This window comes from Streptomyces sp. NPDC091649 (assembly GCF_044756785.1).
GTDB lineage: Bacteria > Actinomycetota > Actinomycetes > Streptomycetales > Streptomycetaceae > Streptomyces.
On the sequence record NZ_JBIVTR010000006.1, the window covers coordinates 268471 to 288989 of the forward strand.

General features: G+C 73.5%; 15 protein-coding genes and 1 pseudogene. 11 read left to right on the top strand and 5 right to left on the bottom strand.

Annotated features, from left to right (window positions below):
- Window positions 1–32: 32 nt before the first annotated feature.
- Complete coding sequence (locus ACIQMU_RS14270; RefSeq protein WP_352241152.1) at window positions 33–911, bottom strand: DUF4184 family protein; 879 nt, start codon at window positions 909–911, stop codon at window positions 33–35.
- 188 nt (window positions 912–1099) lie between these two features.
- On the opposite strand from ACIQMU_RS14270, the gene ACIQMU_RS14275 reads away from it, so the two are divergent.
- From ACIQMU_RS14275 to ACIQMU_RS14285, 3 genes and pseudogenes are all read left to right on the top strand, one after another.
- Window positions 1100–2971: a lytic transglycosylase domain-containing protein gene (locus ACIQMU_RS14275; protein WP_402688935.1), complete on the top strand. Its 1872-nt coding sequence runs from the start codon at window positions 1100–1102 to the stop codon at window positions 2969–2971.
- Window positions 2972–3111: 140 nt separating this feature from the next.
- Window positions 3112–3249 carry an SPW_0924 family protein gene (locus ACIQMU_RS14280; RefSeq protein ID WP_352241154.1) on the top strand — a complete coding sequence of 46 codons (138 nt, stop codon included), beginning with the start codon at window positions 3112–3114 and terminating at the stop codon, window positions 3247–3249.
- A 96-nt stretch (window positions 3250–3345) separates the two neighbouring features.
- A pseudogene (locus ACIQMU_RS14285) lies at window positions 3346–4325 on the top strand (DUF3068 domain-containing protein).
- On the opposite strand, the gene hrpB reads toward ACIQMU_RS14285, so the two are convergent.
- Entirely contained in the window at window positions 4312–6873 is a 2562-nt protein-coding gene (gene hrpB, locus ACIQMU_RS14290; protein WP_402688936.1) for an ATP-dependent helicase HrpB, read from the bottom strand. The pseudogene ACIQMU_RS14285 and the gene hrpB overlap by 14 nt on opposite strands.
- Before the next feature lie 38 nt (window positions 6874–6911).
- A complete protein-coding gene (locus ACIQMU_RS14295; protein WP_352241156.1) occupies window positions 6912–7751 on the bottom strand; it encodes a class I SAM-dependent methyltransferase in 840 nt (279 codons plus the stop codon).
- Window positions 7752–8162: 411 nt separating this feature from the next.
- On the opposite strand from ACIQMU_RS14295, the gene rpsA reads away from it, so the two are divergent.
- On the top strand, window positions 8163–9686 hold the full coding sequence (gene rpsA, locus ACIQMU_RS14300) for a 30S ribosomal protein S1 (RefSeq protein WP_097963511.1): 1524 nt from the start codon (window positions 8163–8165) through the stop codon (window positions 9684–9686).
- Window positions 9687–9819: 133 nt separating this feature from the next.
- On the opposite strand, the gene ACIQMU_RS14305 is transcribed toward rpsA, so the two are convergent.
- Window positions 9820–10779: a right-handed parallel beta-helix repeat-containing protein gene (locus ACIQMU_RS14305; RefSeq protein ID WP_402688937.1), complete on the bottom strand. Its 960-nt coding sequence runs from the start codon at window positions 10777–10779 to the stop codon at window positions 9820–9822.
- 277 nt (window positions 10780–11056) lie between these two features.
- Here ACIQMU_RS14305 and ACIQMU_RS14310 point away from each other — a divergent pair, with 277 nt between their 5' ends.
- From ACIQMU_RS14310 to ACIQMU_RS14325, 4 genes are all read left to right on the top strand, one after another.
- Entirely contained in the window at window positions 11057–11995 is a 939-nt protein-coding gene (locus ACIQMU_RS14310) for a PAC2 family protein (protein WP_356730593.1), read from the top strand.
- 31 nt (window positions 11996–12026) lie between these two features.
- Entirely contained in the window at window positions 12027–12629 is a 603-nt protein-coding gene (gene coaE, locus ACIQMU_RS14315) for a dephospho-CoA kinase (RefSeq protein WP_402688938.1), read from the top strand.
- A gap of 83 nt (window positions 12630–12712) precedes the next feature.
- The gene (locus tag ACIQMU_RS14320; RefSeq protein WP_388540510.1) at window positions 12713–13081 is read left to right on the top strand and encodes a tetratricopeptide repeat protein; all 369 of its coding nucleotides are present in this window, start codon (window positions 12713–12715) and stop codon (window positions 13079–13081) included.
- A 94-nt stretch (window positions 13082–13175) separates the two neighbouring features.
- Complete coding sequence (locus ACIQMU_RS14325) at window positions 13176–13874, top strand: class I SAM-dependent methyltransferase (RefSeq protein ID WP_402688939.1); 699 nt, start codon at window positions 13176–13178, stop codon at window positions 13872–13874.
- Between the two features lie 111 nt (window positions 13875–13985).
- Here ACIQMU_RS14325 and ACIQMU_RS14330 read toward each other — a convergent pair whose 3' ends face one another.
- Entirely contained in the window at window positions 13986–14339 is a 354-nt protein-coding gene (locus tag ACIQMU_RS14330) for a hypothetical protein (protein WP_352241162.1), read from the bottom strand.
- 489 nt (window positions 14340–14828) lie between these two features.
- On the opposite strand from ACIQMU_RS14330, the gene ACIQMU_RS14335 reads away from it, so the two are divergent.
- The 3 genes from ACIQMU_RS14335 to ACIQMU_RS14345 are packed head-to-tail and all read left to right on the top strand — an operon-like array spanning window position 14829 to window position 19998.
- Entirely contained in the window at window positions 14829–17852 is a 3024-nt protein-coding gene (locus ACIQMU_RS14335; RefSeq protein WP_402688940.1) for an SNF2-related protein, read from the top strand.
- On the top strand, window positions 17849–19222 hold the full coding sequence (locus ACIQMU_RS14340; RefSeq protein WP_402688941.1) for an SWIM zinc finger family protein: 1374 nt from the start codon (window positions 17849–17851) through the stop codon (window positions 19220–19222). The genes ACIQMU_RS14335 and ACIQMU_RS14340 overlap by 4 nt, the downstream gene beginning before the upstream one ends.
- Window positions 19223–19266: 44 nt before the next feature.
- Window positions 19267–19998 carry a hypothetical protein gene (locus ACIQMU_RS14345; RefSeq protein WP_352241165.1) on the top strand — a complete coding sequence of 244 codons (732 nt, stop codon included), beginning with the start codon at window positions 19267–19269 and terminating at the stop codon, window positions 19996–19998.
- The last annotated feature ends 521 nt before the right edge of the window (window positions 19999–20519 follow it).

The window sequence follows — 20519 nt, forward strand, 5'->3', positions numbered from 1 at the left end:
CGCGACCACGCGGTCGCGGGCCCCCTGCGCCGCTACTCCCCGCCGGCGGACACTCCCGTACGGGACGCCTCCGGCACGGACGCGTCCCGCCCCGGGCGCTCCGCCCGCCGCCTGCCGTGCCCCAGGCGCATCCACCCTCCGTACAGCAGCAGGCCGGCCGCCAGCCCGGCGCCCGCGCCGAAGCAGGCCGTGGGGATGATGTCGAGCGGGCTCTCCACCCGGCCGAAGTGGGCGTACCAGCGGGCGCACCGGTGGACGACACCGAGCAGCACGCACAGGATCAGCAGACCGAGGGCGCCCTGCCGCTCCCGGCGGCCGAGCACCGGGACCTCAGCGGGCGCGGGCCCCGGCGCGGTCCGCCGCAGCCCGGTGACGGCGAACCACCCGATGACCACGAGAGCCAGTGCCGAACTGCCGTACTGGACCAACTGGAACACCGGGAAGCCGCCGACGCTGCGGTCGAGCACCGGCACCAGCTCCGTCCCCCACCGGCTGTGGTGGGTGAAGGCGTCCCACACGACGTGGGTGGCCGCGCCCAGTGCGCCGGACACCGCGAACCACAGCGCGGCGGACGGCCCGAAGGAGGCCCGCGTCCACCGCTGCCCCCGGACGAGGGCGTGGACCCGGCCTTGTACGCCTACCGGCAGCAGCGCCGCCAGCGGCTCCCGCAGCAGTGCCCACACGGCCACCAGTAGCACGGCGATCAGCACGTTCACCGTGACCACCCCGAGGAAGGTGTGGGTGAACGTCCCGAACTCCATCGCGCCGGGAATCACCGTGTCCGCGTAGTAGGTGATGTCGGGGGCGAACGAACCCGCGACGAGCGCCGAGGGGAGCAGCGGCCACCGGGCTGTCCCGTTCCGGCGGATCGCCGGGAGCACGGCGGCGGCATGACTGAGCGTGAACGGCATGGCGGCAAGTATGCGGGACCGTCAGGGCACCCTTCCGGGGCCGGCCGGACAACGTGTGCCGGTGAACGTGAAAAAACAGTAAGAAGCGGTCAGGGCTCGGTGTCCGGGCGACAGGAGTTGCCGTAGGGTCGCTGGAGTCCTTGCGCTGGGGAGCGCGAGCAGCCTTCGAGGGGGAGGGACCGGAACGTATGGCAGTGCACATGCGCCGACGTCTGCGCAAGGGGGCCACGACCACGGCGGTGGCGGCAGCCGCGGTCGCCGCGCTCGCGGCCTCGCAGGCGCCCGCGGCGACGCTGGCCGGGGGGCCCGCCGGCGGCGGCGACCAGAAGGCGGCCGGTGAGGACACCGCGGCCGCCGACGACGGCGCCGCGACCGGTAACTCGCCCTACTACACCGACCTTCCGCCCCTGGTCACCCCCGACAAGCCCGGCTCGTCCAGCAAGCTGCCGATGACCGGCAGCGCGGAAGCCGGTATTCCGGCGTCGGTCCTGGCCGCGTACAAGCAGGCCGAGCAGACCGTCGCGACCACCGACCCCGCCTGCCGCCTGCCCTGGCAGCTTCTCGCGGCGATCGGCAAGGTCGAGTCCGGCCAGGCCCGCGGCGGGCGCGTCGACGCCAACGGCACCGCCAGCCCCCGCATTCTCGGCCCGGCCCTCAACGGCCAGGGCTTCGCCCTGATCAAGGACACCGACGGCGGGGCCTACGACGGCGACGCCGTCCACGACCGCGCGGTCGGCCCGATGCAGTTCATCCCGTCCACCTGGGCCTCCTGGGGACAGGACGCGAACGGTGACGGACGCAAGGACCCCAACAACATCTACGACGCGGCGCTCGCCGCCGGCCGCTACCTCTGCGCCAACGACCGGGATCTGGCCCTCAGCGCCGACCTCGACCGGGCCGTGCTGAGCTACAACCGCTCGACGGAGTATCTGCGTACGGTCCGCTCCTGGCTCTCGTACTACCAGCGCGGTACGCACGAGATCCCCGACGGCACCGGAGCGCTGCCCACCGCCCCGAGCACTCCCGTCGGCTCCTCCCCGGACACCCGGCCCAGCCCCGGCCCCAGGCCGGGCGGGTCCTCGAAGCCCACCCTGCCCGAACCGGGCGGCAAGCCGTCCCCCGACCCGTCGAAGCCCGGTGGCGACGGCTCCACCAACCCCACGCCCACGCCGAACCCGCCCACGCCGAAGCCGCCCGCGCCGAAGCCGCCCACGGCCGAACCGACGCCGGCCGAGACCTTCGGCTCCCTGGAGAACGCGGGCACCGGCCCGCTGCGCGCCACCGCGGGCCAGGCGTTCGGCGAGCGGGTCTCCGTCCGCGCCCGCAACGCGCTCGGCGCCCCGCTCGCCAAGGTGCCCGTCACCTTCACCGTCACCGGAACCACCGGCACGCTCTTCACCGGCGGCAAGAAGACCCTCACGGTGAGGACCGGCGCCGACGGCACCGCCACCGCGCCCGTGCTCCTGGCCGGCGAGCAGGCCGGGGAGTTCACGGTGACCGCCGTCGCGGGCACCGGCCGGCCGCGCACCCTGACCTACGCGGCCACCGTCACCGCCCGCCAGGCCGACACGATCGTCCGCACCGACGAGAAGGTCCTCACCGCCGCCCCCGGAGAGAAGTTCGCGGACGCCGTCACGGTCAAGGCCACGCACAAGGACGCCGCCGCGGCCGGGGTGGCCGTCACCGCGACCATGGTCAAGGACCCCGCGGGGCTCGTCGACAACGACAAGGGCCCCTACTTCAAGGACGCGGACGGCAAGCCGGTCCGTACCCTCACCACCCTGACGACGGACGCCGAGGGCATGCTCCGGCTCCCGGAGATCCACGCCGACGGCACCGAGGGCACGTATCTGCTGCGCCTCACCGCCGAGGGCGGCGCCTCGGTCGTCATCGAGCTCACCGTTCAGGCCCCGGAGGAGACGGCCCCGGACGAAACGAGCCCGGACGAAACGGCCCCGGAGGAGACGGCCCCGGACGGAGCGAGCCCGGAGGAGACGGCCCCGGAGGAGAAGGCCCCGGAGGAGAAGGCGCCGGAGGGCACGAAGACCCCCGGAGCCTGACCCCGCGGCCCCGCACAGCTGCCTGACAGCCCCTTCGCCACCCGGCTGAGGGGCTGTCCGCTGTGTTCTCATCCCGCGCCCCGGTTGCTACGGCGCCCCTGTCCTGACGCACCATCAGGCAGTGTTCCGGGAGGCCGAGCATGCGTGCCCTCGTCGCCGCCGCGATCGGACTGGCCGCCGCCCTCACGCTCGTGTTCACCATCGCCGCCGTCGGCTCCCCGGCCGGGGAGACCTCACCCGAACCCCTGCTGACCACCGTCCCGGGCCCCAAGAGATAGCCCCCGCGAAGCAGGGGCCGCGCGAAGCGGCCCGAGCCGCCGGCAGCCCCGGCGGCAGGCAGCCGAACCAGCACCGCAGAGGGAGAGGTCACCGCCATGCGCCGCCGAGCCGGTCTCGTACTCCTGGCATTCGCCGTGTTCTTCGCCGCCCTGTCACCGCTGCTGCGCTGGTACGCCTTCCCGCGCCTGGCCAAGGTCCCGCCGAACCAGTACCAGGAGGTCGTCCTGGAGGCGTCCCCCGCGACCCTCCTCGACTACACCGCCCTCAAGGCCAGGAAGGTCGAGAAGGTCACCATCGTCCAGACGCCCAAGGGCAACGTGGAGGAGTCCGAGAAGATCGAACGCAGCGCCGGACGGGACGTCGTCGTCTGGGACGCCCTCTCCTGCATCCAGGGCCCCGACGGCAAGACGGTCTCCGAGATCCCCGAGCGCTACATCTTCGACGCCCACACCCAGGCCCCCGTCAACGCCACCGGCGAGATGGTCGACGGCGACCCCGTCCGGCGCGAGGGCATCGAGTTCAAGTGGCCCTTCCTCACCGAGAAGCGCGATACGCGTACTTCGACGCCCAGAGCCGCACCACCGCCCCCATCCACTACCGGGGCACCCGCGCCTTCCGCGGCCTGGAGGTCTACTACTTCGAGCAGACCATCCCGTGGACCGAGGTCCCGATGCCGAAGAAGATGCCCATCGAGGGCGTCACCGCCGAACAGATCGCACAGACCGGCATGACCCGCTGGTACACCACCAAGCGCATGTTCTGGGTCGACCCCGTCACCGGAGCCCCCGTCAACGGCGAGGAGATCCACAGGGAAGAGCTGCGCGACGCCAAGAAGATGGGCATGTCCGAGGACACCGTCACCGCGTTCTCCGGCCATGTGAAGATGCGAGAGGACTACATCGCGGACACCGTCGACCTGGTGAAGTCCCAGCGCGTCCTGGTCCTCCTCCTCACCTCGTACCTGCCCTGGGGCTTCCTCGGCCTCGGCGTCGGACTGCTCGCCCTCGCCCTGTGGCTGGAGGCCCGCTCGCGGCAGCCGGAGCGGGCGGGGCCCGGGAGTCCTACGAGCGCTTGAGCCGGGCCGAGGTGAACCGCGTCGCCGGTACGGTCGCGGGGTCCTCCGGCCACGGATGCTTCGGGTAGCGGCCGCGCAGCTCCGCCCGCACCGCCTTGTACCCCTCCTGCCAGAACGACGCCAGGTCCGCCGTGACGGCCGCGGGCCGCCCGGCGGGGGAGAGCAGGTGGACCAGGACCGGCACCCCCGCCACCCGGGGCGTCTGACCCATCCCGAACAACTCCTGGAGCTTCACCGCCAGGACGGGCTGCTCCCCGCCGTACTCCACCCGGATCCGCGAACCGCTCGGCACCTCGATCCGCTCCGGCGCCAGCTCGTCCAGCCGGACGGCCTCCCCGGTCGCCCAGGGCAGCAGCCGGCGCAACGCCTGGCCCGCGTCGATCCGGCCGAGATCGGCCCGCCGCCGCGCCCGCGACAGCTCCGGCTCCAGCCACGCACCGGTCTCCGCGAGCAGCGCCTCGTCCGAGACGTCCGGCCACGGAGCCCCCAGCTCCCGGTGCAGGAACGCCAGGCGCAGCCGCAGCTGCTCGCTGTCCCGGGTCCACCGCAGCAACCCGAGCCCCTCGCGCCGCAGCCCCTCCACCAGGGCCCCCCGCACCAGCTCCGGAGCGGGCCGCCGCAACGGCCGTACCGCCAGTTCCACCGCGCCCAGCCGGTCCACGGCCCTGGCCACCACCTCACCGTCCACCCAGCGGACCTCCTCGCCCCGCTTCCGCAGCTGCCCGGCCGCCAGCAGCGCGGTGGCCTCGTCGATCACCGCCGCCAGGCGGACCCGCGCCGAAGCCGCGTGGGAGGGCCGGTCCGCGACCGCCACGGCCAGCCAGGGCGCGCTGCGCAGCCGCGAGGAGTCCCGCAGCTCCGCTCCCGTGCCCGACGCCATCAGAAAGGCCCCGTCGCCCCGGGCCCGCGCCACCCGCTCCGGAAACGCCAGCGCGGCGACGAGCCCCGCGGCCCCGTCGTCGGAACCGCTGTCCCACGCGCCCCCGGAAGCGGAAGCGGAGCCGCTGCCGGGGGCCGGCCGGTCGCCGGAGCCCGCCCGGGAACCGGAGTCCAGCGACGACGACAGCCGACGCACCTCCTGCTTCCAGCGCGCCGCGTACCCGTCCTGCCCCCGGCGGGCGGTCCGCAGTGCCGCCGCGAGATCGTCCCCGTACTCCCTCGGCGGCTCCTCGCTCAGCAGCGCCACCACCTCCGCGGCCCGCCGCGCCCCCACCTCCCGCGCGCCGTCCAGCAGGGCCCGCGCCAGCCGCGGATGCAGCCCGAGGCGGGACATCCGTACGCCCCGGTCGGTCACCCGGCCCTCGCCGTCCACCGCGCCGATCGCGTCCAGCACCTCCCGGGCCGCACCCATCGCCCCGGCGGGCGGCGGGTCCAGCAGCGCGAGCGAGGAGGCGCCCGGATCACCCCAGCACGCCGCCTGAAGTGCGAAGGCGGCGAGGTCGGCGACCTTGATCTCCGGGGCGGGGAAGCGCGCGAGCCGTCCGTCCTCGGCCTGGTCCCAGCACCGGTACACCGCGCCCGGCGCCTCCCGCCCCGCGCGCCCCGCCCGCTGCCGCCCGGCCGCCCGGGAGGCCCGCACGGTGGTCAGGGCGCTCAGGCCCCGGGCGTGGTCGGTACGGGGTTCGCGCGCGAGGCCCGAGTCGACGACGACCCGCACGCCCGGCACCGTCAGCGACGACTCCGCCACCGAGGTCGCCAGGACCACCCGCCGGCCGCCGGAGGAGCCGGCCAGCACCGCGTCCTGCACGGCGGCCGGAGCCCGCCCGTGCACCTGGAGCACCTCCGCGCCCACCCCCGAGAGCTGCCCCGCCACCCGCGCGATCTCCCCGACACCGGGCAGGAAGCAGAGCACGTCCCCCTCCCGCTCCGCGAGGGCCCGCCGCACGGTGGCGGCCACATGGGCCAGCAGCTCCGGATCGACCCTCAACCCGTGCGGAGGCTTCACCGGACGGGCGGGCGGCGCCCAGACCACCTCCACCGGATGCGACACGCCCTGCGCCTCGATCACCGGCGCGTCGCCGAGCAGCCGCGCCCAGCCCTCGGCGTCCGTCGTCGCGGAGGCCGCCACCAGCCGCAGGTCGGGCCGGAGCGTCTCGCGCACGTCCAGGAGGAAGGCGGCGACCGTGTCGGCGTCCAGATGCCGTTCGTGGCACTCGTCGATGATCACCGCGTCGACGCCCGCCAGCTCCTGGTCCCGCTGGAGCCGCTGGAGCAGCACCCCGGTGGTCACGACCTCCACCACCGTGTCCCGCCCCACCACGCGCTCGCCGCGCACCGTGAAGCCGATCCGGCCGCCGGGCCGCTCGCCCAGCAGCCAGGCCATCCGCCGCGCCGCGGCCCGCGCGGCGATCCGGCGCGGCTCGGCGACCACGACCCGGCGCACCGGGCCCCGGCCGGGGAGCCCGGCCAGCACCAGGGGGACGAGCGTGGTCTTGCCGGTGCCGGGCGGGGCGCACAGGACGGCGACGCCCCGGTCGTCGAGCGCGTCCCGGAGGGCGGGCACGGCGGTGCGGACGGGCAGGCGGTCGAGGGCTTCGGTGCGGATCACGCCCCCAGTGTCGTACGCGGTCCTCCCGCGGGAGGACGTCAGTCCCGTGCGCAGACGAAGATCGCCGTGCCCGGGATCAGGTTGCCGCGCAGCGGGGACCAGCCGCCCCACTCCTGGTGGTTCCACGCGGGCCATTCCGGTTCGACGAGGTCGACCAGCCGGAAGCCGCCCGCCACCACGTCCCGGACCCGGTCGCCCAGGGTGCGGTGGTGTTCCACATAGACGGCGTCGCCCCTCTCGTCCTGCTCCACATAGGGGACGCGGTCGAAGTAGGAGGCGGCGACGGACAGGCCCTCGGGCCCGGGCTCGTCCGGGAACGCCCAGCGGATCGGGTGCGTCACGGAGAACACCCAGCGCCCGCCGGGCCGCAGCACCCGGCGGACCTCGCGGAAGACCTGTACCGGGTCGGCGACGAACGGGACCGCCCCGTACGCCGAGCACGCCAGGTCGAAGGACCCGTCCCGGAACGGGAGCCGGCCCGCGTCCGCCTCGACCAGGGGGACGTCCTCGCCGATGCGCAGGGCGTGCTGGAGCTGCCGGTGGGAGAGGTCGAGGGCGACCGGGCGGGCGCCCTGCGCGGCCAGCCAGCGCGAGCACTGGGCGGCTCCGGCCCCGATCTCCAGGACGTCGAGGCCCTTGAGGGAGGAGGCGGGCCCCAGGAGGGCGGCCTCCGCCTCGTCCAGCCCTTCCGGACCCCAGACGAAGCGGTCGTCCCCCAGGAAGCTGCCGTGGTCCAGCTGGTAGGCGTCGGCGTTCCGGTCCCACCACCCGCGGCTGGCCCGGCTGCTCTCCGCGACGCCCGCCGCACGGCGCGTGGCCTCGGGCTCCGCGGTCTCTGTGGCTTCTGCGGCGTGGGTCCCGCGGATCTCTTGGCTCATCGTGCCCGTCGTTGTAGTTTGCCTTCACCCGCCGCGTGCGGTACGTACCAGGAGGCGTCGCCCCCGGGGGTACGGACGCGCGTCCGCGACGCCGTGCCGTAGTGTTCTCGGGCCGACACGGCCTGGGAGAACACGAGTTGTGCCGGAATCGGGGCGGTGCGCCCCGGGGGTGCGCCTTCGCGCATTGACCCTGTCCGGCTGCCCCCGTATGCTACAAGTTGCGCTGCGAGCCTGCGCGCCTCAGACCTAGCAGGCCGCGCTCGCGTCTGTTGCATGTCCCCTCGGTTGTCGAGGCGTCCATCCGGAAACGGATTGCTCGCTTTCCCGGCTGTCCGGCTTCTGCAGAGGCGATACGGGCTTTCGGCGTAGCAGTACCTACGACTCTCTGTCCGTACCGGAGCCCTTTCCCACATGACGAGCAGCACCGAGACCACCGCCACCACTCCGCAGGTTGCGGTCAACGACATCGGCGACGCGGACGCGTTCCTCGCGGCGATCGACGAGACGATCAAGTACTTCAACGACGGCGACATCGTTGACGGAGTCATCGTCAAGGTTGACCGGGACGAAGTTCTCCTCGACATCGGTTACAAGACCGAAGGTGTCATCCCGAGCCGCGAGCTCTCGATCAAGCACGACGTCGACCCGAACGAGGTCGTCAAGGTCGGCGACGAGATCGAGGCCCTGGTTCTCCAGAAGGAGGACAAGGAAGGCCGCCTGATTCTCTCGAAGAAGCGCGCTCAGTACGAGCGTGCTTGGGGCACCATCGAGAAGATCAAGGAAGAGGACGGCATCGTCACCGGTACCGTCATCGAGGTCGTCAAGGGTGGTCTCATCCTCGACATCGGCCTCCGTGGCTTCCTGCCGGCGTCGCTCGTCGAGATGCGTCGTGTCCGCGACCTCCAGCCCTACGTGGGCAAGGAGCTCGAGGCCAAGATCATCGAGCTGGACAAGAACCGCAACAACGTGGTCCTGTCCCGCCGCGCCTGGCTCGAGCAGACCCAGTCCGAGGTTCGCCAGACGTTCCTCACCACCCTGCAGAAGGGTCAGGTCCGCTCCGGCGTCGTCTCCTCGATCGTCAACTTCGGTGCCTTCGTGGACCTGGGTGGCGTCGACGGTCTCGTGCACGTCTCCGAGCTGTCCTGGAAGCACATCGACCACCCCTCCGAGGTCGTCGAGGTCGGCCAGGAGGTCACCGTCGAGGTCCTCGACGTCGACATGGACCGCGAGCGCGTCTCCCTGTCGCTCAAGGCGACGCAGGAAGACCCGTGGCAGCAGTTCGCCCGGACGCACCAGATCGGTCAGGTCGTCCCGGGTAAGGTCACCAAGCTCGTTCCCTTCGGTGCGTTCGTGCGCGTCGACGAGGGCATCGAGGGTCTGGTCCACATCTCCGAGCTGGCCGAGCGCCACGTGGAGATCCCGGAGCAGGTCGTCCAGGTCAACGACGAGATCTTCGTCAAGGTCATCGACATCGACCTCGAGCGCCGTCGCATCAGCCTCTCGCTGAAGCAGGCCAACGAGTCCTTCGGTGGCGACCCGGCCTCGGTCGAGTTCGACCCGACGCTGTACGGCATGGCCGCGTCGTACGACGACCAGGGGAACTACATCTACCCCGAGGGCTTCGACCCCGAGACCAACGACTGGCTCGAGGGCTTCGAGGCGCAGCGCGAGGTCTGGGAGACCCAGTACGCCGAGGCGCAGACGCGCTTCGAGCAGCACCAGGCCCAGGTCATCAAGTCCCGCGAGGCCGACGAGGCCGCTGCGGCCGAGGGCGCTGCTGCCCCGGCCGGCGCTGCTCCGGCCGCCTCCGGCGGCAGCGGTGGCGGTGGCGGCGGCGGCTCGTACTCCTCGGAGTCGGCGGACAACTCCGGCGCCCTGGCGTCGGACGAGGCCCTGGCGGCTCTGCGCGAGAAGCTCGCGGGCGGCCAGAGCTGACGCTCTGACCCCGGCGGCCCATCGGCTGCACCAGCTGTAGAGCGACGAGTGAGGCCCGTTCCCTTCGGGGGGCGGGCCTCACTCGCGTATGCGGGGCGTGTGCCGGACGGGCGCGGGCGGGGGGAGCCGCCCTCTACGGGGTGACGGTGATGTTGGTCAGCCCCTTGCCGCCGGTGACGGTGTTGCTGGCGTAGACCGTGGTGCGGCACTCGGAGCTGCTGTTGGTGACGTTGATGGCGAGCCGCTTGTCGCCCGAGGCCCCGGAGAGGTTCGAGGCGTTGTCACGGAAGACGGTGCCGCAGCCCCAGCCGCTCCGCTGGGTGTGGGTCTCATAGCCGTTGTTGGTGGTGCGGGAGCCCTTGTTGCCCTCGACCAGGACGTCGTTGCCCTTCACGTCGACCCAGGAGTCGTCGTAGTTGGCGCCGGTCAGCCCGTCGCCGTCGAAGGTGTTGCCGATGATCCTCGCGCCGGTCGTGCCTTCCTTGATGTCGATGCTCTCGCCGCCGACGCCGGGGCCGATGGTGTTGTCGACGATCAGGGCGTTGTCGCTGCGGTCGGAGAGGTCCCCGGCCGTACCGACGTACACGCCCTCGCCCATGCCCCGCCCGTTCTGCCCGGTGTCGTGGATACGGGAGTTCTTGAGGACGCCGTCCTTGCTGGACCTGCGGAAGTGGACGCCTTCCATGTCGAGGTCGTGCACGGTCACCGAGTCGATGACGACACGGTTCGCCGCGTCGGCCATGATGCCCTTCTGGCCGCCCCTGACCGTGATCCCCCGGACGGTCCAGTACGAGGCGCCGTTCAGGTGCAGCCCGTAGCCGCCGCCCGCGGTCAGCACCGCCCCGCTGGATCCGGTGAGGGTGATCCGCGCCCCGGCGGCGCCGGGCCGGGTGGCCTTGAAGTTCCCGGTGTACGTACCGTCGGCGAGACGGATCGTGTCGCCGGGGGAGACGGTGGTGAGCGCCGACTTGAGCTGGGCCGCGGTGCTCACGTCGATGACCGCGGCGTTCGCCGGACCGGCGCCGGCCAGGGTGAGACCGCCGGCGGCCAGGGCGGCGGCGAGCAGGACGGTGAGGGGGGAGCGGGTGCGCATGGGGGGGGTGCCTTCCCGTCGTAGGGATCCAGGAGGTTCCCGTACTTGAACGCGAGGTGTGTGCCTGAACTCGCTGCCCAGGACGGTAGGGACGGCGTCGGGGTGCGTCAAGGTCCGGACCAGGATCGGCGGGCGGCGCCGGACCCGGTGAAGCGCGCACGCGGCACAGGCGACTGACGCCCCGTGAGCCGCCCCCGCCCCGGAAAGGTCCGGGCGCGGGGAATGCTCGTGCCACCGGTCGCGTTCTTCCCTAGGAACACGAGGAGGAGCGGTAACCGTGCTTGATCCGCAGAGTTTGTACGAATGGGAGCCGAAGGGCCTGGCCGTCGTCGATATGGCGCTGGCGCAGGAGTCGGCCGGCTTGGTCCTGCTCTACCACTTCGACGGCTACATCGACGCGGGCGAGACCGGCGAGCAGATCGTCGACGGCCTGCTCGAAACGCTGCCCCACCAGGTCGTCGCGCGCTTCGACCACGACCGGCTCGTCGACTACCGCGCACGGCGCCCCCTGCTCACCTTCCGGCGCGACCGCTGGGCCTCCTTCGAGGCGCCGGCCCTGGAGGTCCGGGTGGTCCAGGACGCCACCGGGGCGCCGTTCCTGCTGCTGTCGGGTCCGGAGCCGGACGTGGAGTGGGAGCGGTTCGCCGCTGCCGTCGAACAGATCGTCGAGCGCCTCGGCGTCCGGCTCGCGGTGAACTTCCACGGCATCCCGATGGGCGTCCCGCACACCCGGCCCGTCGGCATCACCCCGCACGGCAACCGCACCGACCTGATGCCCGGCCACCGCAGCCCCTTCGACGAGGCCCAGGTGCCCGGCTCGGCCGAGGCCCTCGTGGAGTACCGGCTCATGGAGTCCGGTCACGACGTCCTCGGGGTCGCCACCCACGTCCCGCACTACGTCGCGAGGTCCTCCTACCCGGACGCGGCCCTCACCGCACTCGAAGCGATCACCGCGGCGACCGGTCTGGTGCTGCCCGCCCTCGCGCACTCCCTGCGCACCGAGGCGCACCGCACCCAGACCGAGATCGACCGGCAGATCGGCCAGGGCGACGAGGAGCTGGTCTCCCTCGTCGAGGGCCTGGAGCACCAGTACGACGCCGTCGCCGGCTCCGAGACGCGCGGCAACCTCGTCGCCGAGCCGGTCGACCTGCCGTCCGCCGACGAGATCGGCCGCGAGTTCGAGCGCTTCCTCGCCGAGCGGGAGGGCGAGGGCTGAGCGCCCCCGCCCGGCCCGTAGGCTGCGGCCCATGCTGAAAGTGGGCCTGACCGGCGGCATCGGCGCCGGCAAGAGCGAAGTGTCGCGGCTGCTCGTCGAGTACGGCGCCGTCCTGATCGACTCCGACCGGATCGCCCGTGAAGTCGTCGAGCCCGGGACACCCGGGCTCGCGGCCGTCGTCGAGGAGTTCGGGCCGGGCGTCCTGACCGCCGAGGGCGCCCTGGACCGCCCGGCACTCGGCGCGCTCGTCTTCGCCGACGCGGAGCGGCTGGCGGCCCTCAACGCGATCGTCCACCCCCTGGTCGGCGCCCGTGCGGCCGAACTGGAGCGGGCGGCTCCCGAGGACGCCGTGGTCGTCCACGACGTCCCCCTCCTCACCGAGAACGGGCTCGCCCCCCTCTACGACCTGGTCGTCGTCGTCGACGCCTCGGCCGAGACCCAGCTCGACCGGCTCGTCAGGCTGCGCGGAATGACGGAGTCCGACGCCCGTGCCAGGATGGCCGCCCAGGCGACCCGCGACCGGCGGCGGGCCGTCGCCGACCTGGTCGTGGACAACGACGGGCCGTTGGAGGCGCTGGAACCGCAGGTCCGCGCGGTCTGGGACGAGTTGGTCCGCAGGGCCGCCGCCCGCTGAGTCCACGCGTGGGTGTGCCCCGGCCGGAATGCCGGAACCGGGGCGGACGTTGCACAGACGCGAGGGAAGGGAAGGACGCGACCGTGCCCCAGAAGAACCCGGAGACCCACGTCATCGACTTCCGTGCGGCCGAGCAACTGCTCGACGCCCGGGACCCCCGCGGTGCCGTCAAGCTCCTCGACTCGGTGATCGACGCCCACCCGGAGAACACCGCCGCCCGGCTGCTGCGAGCCCGCGCGTTCTTCGCCGCCGCCCAACTGCGCCCCGCCGAGCTGGAATTCGAGCTGGTGCTGGAGCGCGAGCCGGACAACGCGTTTGCTCACTTCGCGCTGGCCCGCACCTTCGAGCGGGCCGGCCGTCAGGAGCGGGCGACCCGGCACTTCCGTCTGGCGGCGGCGCTCGACCCGAAGCCGGAGTACCTCCGGGCGGCGAAGTTCGACGAGCGCGGCTGACGGAGACGGACCGCGAGCGCTACGCCGCGGCTGTCGGTGCTGACCCCGCGTGACGGTCCGGGAACCGGGCCGGATGCCGGCTCGTTCGTCCTTCATGAGCGAATCGTCGGCACGTGAGGGGTACGCGGGGACCGGTCCCGGAGCCATCACGCCGGACGGCTGCGCGGTGGAGCTGTACCGACGGCTGGCCGTCGGCGAGGAGCCGGACGTGATCGCGGGCGCGGCCCCCGCCGGGGCGAGCATCCTCGAACTGGGCTGCGGGGCGGGCAGGGTGACGCACCCGCTCGTGCGGCGCGGGTTCAGCGTGACGGCGGTGGACGAGTCGCCCGAGATGCTGGAGCAGATCGTCGGGGCGCGTACGGTGCGGAGCCCCATCGAATCCCTGGACCTCGGCGACGAGCGGTTCGACGTGGTGCTGCTCGGCTCGTTCCTGGTCCACGCGGGCGAGCACCGGGTGCGCGACGGGATGCTGCGCGTCTGCCGGTCCCATGTGCGGGACGACGGGATCGTCCTCGTCCAGCGCGAGGGCGCGGCGCACCGCTCGGAGCTGCCGTGGGAGCGGACGGACCCGTCCGGCGGCCTGATCCGGATCGTCTCCGTGGAGCCGGTGGGCGACGGAGTGCGCTCGGTGCGCGCGGAGTATCACTTCGACGACGCGCGGTGGACGCAGACCTTCCTGTCGCGGGAGCTGTCCGACGAGTCGCTCGCGGGGCATCTCGCGGCGGCCGGACTCGCGGTGGACCGCGCGCTCACCGACGACGGCGCCTGGCTGCTGGCCCGACCGGTGCTCTGACCGGCCCTTCGGCCCGCACGGGCCCCGCCCCGCGCCGGTCAGGGGCCCGCCCGGTGCGGCGAGGCTTCCGCCCCGCAGCTGGGCGCCGTACCTTGCCTCCCGCCGCAGGGATCAGTGCACGAAGCTGTAGCTGCGCCACGGCCCGCTGCCGGGCGGCGTCACGTCGGCGGTGTTGGTCGGTACGTACGTCGTCCCCCCGCCCGTGCAGTCACGGGTGCGGTACAGGATGACGTCGACCAGCGTCTCGTTCTCCACCTCGTGGGCTCCGGCCGAGACGGTCCGATGGCAGCCGCGCACCAACGGGCTGTCCACCTGCACGACCGCCTCGTGCTCCGTCGTGTACATCACGGGACCCACCGCCGTGCGGCCGAGCCCGGAGCAGCCCGAGACGGCGAGCGCGAGAAGCGAGACTCCGGCGGCGATCCGGAGGCGGTTTCCGCGGTGAACGGTAGCGGTCACGGGCATGGGAGGGTCCTCGTCTGCTCGTCCGGCGCTCGTCCGGCGAATCGGTACGTCGGTGCGACGTGCTGGCGCTGGCCACCCTGCCCGCCCGGGGCCGTTCCGGCATCCGGTGCGCAGCCGACCGGGCGAGCCAGGGGGTGATGGGGGCGCCTGGCACGTACGCAGGGGACGGAGACGGAGCGGGGCCCACCGCCCCGTCCGCCCCGTCCGTTCCCACCGCCGTGGCCGGCGCGGCTCCGGCGGGCCGGGTCCCGCTCCCGCCCTCGGACCAGCGGATCGCCCATCACCGAGCGTGGCGGCCATGCCGTGCCGAGGGGGACCGCGGCCGGCTGGTCCCGCCACCGCTGAGCTGCGGCGATGCGGTGGGAATCCGCAGTGTCAGACCTCCCGCCTAGACTCGCGGAGTCAGTACGTCGCGTGCCGACGCAGACCGTGGACCGGGCCATCGTGTGCCGGCGCAGACAGTGGGCGGGGTGAAAGGGGGTGGTGGACATGACGCCATGGACGGGCCGGAGCGAGGCCGGGGACGCCGTGGGCGCGCCCCGGACTGCCGTCGTCGGGCGCCTGCTGCGCTGCGCGGCGGTCTTCCTGCCCGGCCCGGTGCCCAGGGACGGCCGCGTCGCCTTCTGGGACCCGCGGGCGGACGGGGAGCCGTGGCTCGACGACGCCGCCCCCGGGCGGAGCGGAGCCCTCGGCGGATACGCGGACTCCACCGGGCGCCCCGACTCCGTCCCGTGCACCGCCGCCCGGCTCACGGTCGTCCGCCCGGATCCGACGGCCGGCCCCCGTGGCGTCCGCACCACCGAGGTGCCCGCGGCACTGCTGTCCGTGGCCGACGCGCTGCCCCTGCTCGTCCGGGCACGTGACCACGCGTCCGCCCACCCCGCCACCCGATGCTGGGGCGCGGCCGCACAGCACGCCCTTCAGCTCGTCGCACGCGGCAGACTTCTCCCCGGCCTCACGGCGGACGGCCACGACGCCTGGCGGGCGGGCCCGAGGGACGCCCAGGACGTCGCGCACCTGCGGGCGGTCGCCGCCGCCCTGCCGCCCGAGGGGCACGCGGTGCCCGTCCCCGGGTCCGAGCCGCCCCGGCTCCCCGAACCCGAGGCGTTGACCGGGTCTTTCCTGGACGCCGTCGCCGACACCCTGCCGCGCACGCCCGCCGCCGCGTTCGCGATGGGCGCGCCGTTCGCCGCACGGGAGGCCCAGCACCTGCCCCACGCCGCCGCCTGGGCCGTCGAGGTGGCTTCCGGCCTGGACGCGGGCGTGCGGGTCTCGCTGCGCCTGGACCTCTCCGCGTACGAGCTGTTCGACACCGCCGACACCTACGCGGTCACGGCCGCGCGCGACGAGGCGGATGCCACCGGCGGATCCGCCGGGCCGGAACACCCGGACGACCCGGCGGCCCGCCCCGCCGCCGCGGCCGTCGTGCAGGTCCACAGCCTCGCCGACCCGACCTACGTGGTGGACGCGGCAGCCCTGTGGCACGGCGGGGCGGGCGAGCCCTTCGGCCCGCGCGCCCGCGTCGACGCGGTGCTCGCGCTGCGCCGCGCCGCCCGCCTCTGGGCCCCGCTGGAACGACTCCTGGGGCAGCCCGTCCCCGATGTGCTCGCGATCACCGAGGACGAGCTGTACGAGCTGCTGAGCGACGCCGGCTCCCGGCTGGCCGCCGCCGGGGTCGAGGTGCACTGGCCGCGCGAGCTGGCCCGTTCGCTCACCGCGGCCGCCGTCGTGCGGCCCGCGCCCGGATCGGCCACCGACGGCACGTCCTTCTTCGACACCGAGCACCTCTTCGCCTTCGACTGGCAGGTCTCCCTGGGGGGCGAGCGGCTGACCGAGGCGGAGATGGACACCCTGGCCGAGGCCCACCGCCCGGTGGTGCGACTGCGCGACCAGTGGGTGGTCGTCGACCCCGCCCTCGTACGCAAGGCACGCAAGCGGGAGCTGGGGCTCCTGGAACCGGTGGACGCGCTGGCCGTCGCCCTCACGGGCAGCGCGGAGGTGGACGGCGAGCGGGTGGACGCCGTCCCCACCGGGGCGCTGGCCGCCCTCCGTACGCGGATCCTCTCCGACGACACGGCGATCGAGCCGCCACCCGGCCTGGACGCGACCCTGCGCGACTACCAACTGCGCGGTCTGGCCTGGCTGGACCGGATGACCTCGCTGGGGCTCGGCGGCTGCCTCGCCGACGACATGGGCCTCGGCAAGACGATCACCCTCATCGCCCTCCACCTGCACCGTGCGCACCCCTCGCCCACCCTGGTGGTCTGCCCCGCCTCCCTCCTCGGCAACTGGCACCGCGAGATCAACCGCTTCGCCCCCGGCGTCCCGGTGCGCCGCTTCCACGGCACGGACCGCACCCTCAGTGATCCGGACGGCGGCTTCGTCCTCACCACCTACGGCACGATGCGGGTGCGTGCCGGGCAGCTCGCCGAGCAGAGCTGGGGCCTGGTCGTCGCCGACGAGGCGCAGCACGTCAAGAATCCGCACTCCTCCACGGCCAAGGCGCTGCGCACCATCCCCGCCCCGGCCCGGGTCGCCCTCACCGGCACCCCCGTCGAGAACAACCTCTCCGAACTCTGGGCGCTGCTCGACTGGACGACCCCCGGACTGCTCGGCCCGCTCAAGGCGTTCCGGGCCCGGCACGCCCGGATCGTGGAGAACACCGGCACCGCCGCGGGGCTGGGCAACGAGGAGGCCGTGGAGCGGCTGTCCCGGCTGGTCCGGCCCTTCCTCCTGCGGCGCAAGAAGTCCGACCCAGGCATCGCCCCCGAGCTGCCGCCCAAGACGGAGACCGACCATCCCGTCTTCCTCACCCGCGAGCAGGCCACGCTCTACGAGGCCGCCGTCCGCGAGACGATGGCGCAGATCGAGGCGGCGGAGGGCATCGCCCGCCGAGGTCTCGTCATGAAGCTGCTGACCTCCCTCAAGCAGATCTGCAACCACCCCGCGCAGTATCTGAAGGAAGAGCCCGCCCGGCTCGCGGGCCGCTCCGGCAAGCTCGCGCTGCTCGACGAACTGCTCGACACGATCCTGTCCGAGGGCGGCTCCGTCCTGATCTTCACCCAGTACGTGACGATGGCGAAGCTCCTCTCCGCGCACCTCGCCTCCCGCGCGATCCCCTCCCAGCTCCTGCACGGCGGCACCCCCGTGCCGGAGCGGGAGCGGATGGTGGACCGCTTCCAGTCCGCGGAGGTCCCCGTCTTCCTGCTCTCCCTCAAGGCCGCCGGCACCGGACTGAACCTCACCCGTGCCGCCCATGTCGTCCACTTCGACCGCTGGTGGAACCCGGCCGTGGAGGAACAGGCCACCGACCGCGCGTACCGGATCGGCCAGACCCAGCCCGTCCAGGTCCACCGGATCATCGCGGAGGGCACGGTGGAGGACCGGATCGGTGAGCTGCTGGAGTCCAAGCGGGCCCTGGCGGACGCGGTGCTCGGCACCGGGGCGAGCGCCCTGACCGAGCTCAGCGACCGGGACCTCGCCGACCTCGTATCGCTGCGGAGGCCCGCGTGAGCCCGCGCGGGATCCCGGGCCCGGCTGCCCGGCCCGGCCCGCGCCCGGCCGCCCGCTCCGCCCCCCGGGCCCGGCCGGGCCCGGACGACCTGCGCCGTACGTTCGAGGCGGTGCCCGCCCGCACCTCCGCCGAGGGCGAGCCCTTCGCGGGCAGCTGGTGGGGCCGGGCCTGGGTGGACGCGCTGGAGTCGCTGTCGATGGACGAGGCCCGCCTCGCCCGCGGCCGTGCGTACGCCGACGACGGCCAGGTCGCCGCGATCACCGTCACCCCCGGCCGCGTCGTCGCCTACGTGCACGGCAGCCGGGCCCGCCCCTACCGTGCCGAGCTGCGGCTGCGCACCTTCACCGACCCCGGCTGGGACACCCTGCTCGACGCCGTCGCCGCCCGCCCCGGGCACCTGTCCGCGCTGCTGGCCAAGGAGATGCCGCACTCGCTGGCCGAAACCGCCGAGGGCGCCGGTGTCCGGCTGCTGCCCGCCGCCGACGACCTCGACCCCAGCTGCACCTGCCCCGACCACGGGCGGCCGTGCAAACACGTCGCCGCCCTCTGCTTCCAGACGGCCCTGGTGCTCGACAGCGACCCGTTCGTCCTGCTGCTGATGCGCGGTCGCGGTGAGCGCGAGCTGCTGGACGAGCTGGGCCGGCGCAACGCCGAACACTCCGCCCGCGAGCGCCCCGCCGCCCCGGCCGTCCCCTCGGTCCCGGCGGGCGAGGCCCTCGCCGGCCGCTTCCTGCCCCCGCTGCCGGCGCCTCTGCCCGTCCCGCCGCACCCCGGTCAGCCACCGTCCTACCCGGATCTGCCCGGGGCCCGCGATCCGCTGGGCCTGGACCAGCTCGCCACCGACGCCGCCGCCCGCGCCCACGGCCTGCTGACCACGGGCCGCGATCCGCTGGCCGGCCTCACTCCGTGGCAGGACGCCGTCCGCCTCGCCGCCTCGCGGCCGACCGCCGGGCTCACCGCCACCACCCGCGCGCTCTACCGGGAGCTGGCGTACGCCACCGGCCGCACCACCACCGACCTCGCCCGTGCCGTCGCCGCCTGGCGTCAGGGCGAGGCCGAGGGGCTCGCGGTCCTGGAGATGCCCTGGGACCCGCCGGCGGGCCCCTTCGACCGGGCCCGGCCCGCGCTCGCCGCCGCCGGCCACCCGCGCTTCACGCCGTGGCGCAACCACCTCACCCACCCGGCCGGTTCGCTCCAGCTTCGCTTCGGCCGCGACCACCGCTGGTACGGCTACGAGTCCGACCCCGGCGCCGACGACTGGTGGCCGCGCGCCGCCCCGCACCCGGACCCGGTGTCCGTCCTCGAAGCCCTGCTGGCCGGTGACTTCGCCCCGGACACCTCCGGGGACGACCCCCAGTACGTGCGCTGAAACCCGTTGGCGCACGGAGTGTTGTCGCTGTTAGCGTCCTCGACGTGGCGAAACTCAATCAGATCATCGCAGTGGAGAAGGGCGTCAAGTCCAAGGCCCACCAGGACCTGACGGCGGCGCATCACGGCCTCCAGAAGACCGGGCTGCTGGCCGGAATCTCCCGGACCTACCAGCCCAAGGACGAGGAGGGCGAACAGCTTCCGCCCGAGTCGACGCTGGTCCAGGTCAAGGCCGAGCACGTGCTGCGGGACACCGCCGCCACGCTGACCCGGCTCTTCGATGTGACCGCCACGAAGGACTGGGCGAACTGCTCGGCCAGGGCCGATGTGAAGGTCGACGGCCGGGTGCTGGTGAGCGAGGTGCCGGTGTCGTATCTGCTGTTCCTGGAGAAGCAGCTGACCGACCTCAACACCTTCGTCCGCAAGCTGCCCGTGCTGGACGCGGCCGAGGCGTGGTCGCAGGACCCGTCGACCGACTCCTGGAAGACCGAGCCGGTCCGCACCCTCCGCACGAAGAAGGTGCCCCGCAACCATGTGAAGGCGGAGGCCACCGACAAGCACCCGGCGCAGGTCGAGGTGTACTACGAGGACGTCCCGATCGGGTACTGGACGACCGTCAAGTTCTCCGGGGCGCTGCCCGCGCGGCGCGTCAACGAACTCCTGGACCGGATCGAGAAGCTCCAGCAGGCCGTGAAGTTCGCCCGCGAGGAGGCCAACGGCGTGGACGTCACCGACCAGCGGGTGGGTGACGCGGTATTCGGTTACCTCTTCGGGTGACCGATCATGGATTCCCCGGCCGCCGTTTCCGGAAGCCGGGGTGCGCGAGGAGCGCAGGCTGAAACTGAAGCTTGTCGTGAAGGCGCGGTTCCCGTGGAGGTTCGACTCCTCCCTCCGGCACGGGCCGGAGTAGCCCAAGCAGGCAGAGGCAGACCGCCGTCAATCTCAGACTCTTGCTCCAGACTCAGCATTCGCCGCCGATCGCCGGATCGAACGGGCCCGGGCCCGCGCGCGTCGAGATGCCGGTTCAAGTCCGGCCCGCAGAGCTTCGGTCTGCGGTGGTCCAAAGGCAGGACGCGACGACATCATGACTGACCCGGACCCTTAAACGTGCCGGCGTGCCCGATGGGCGGCACACACAGGGCCCGGAGGCCGGCTACGCCTCCGGGCCCGCTCCCGTTTCCGCGGGAGGGGCACAGGGCGCGGTGCAGGCGCGCAGGGGACGGACACACGGGGAAACAGAGGATGCGCGGGCCACCGCCGAGAGGCGGCGGCTGTCTGCGGTCTCGTCCGACCCGGCC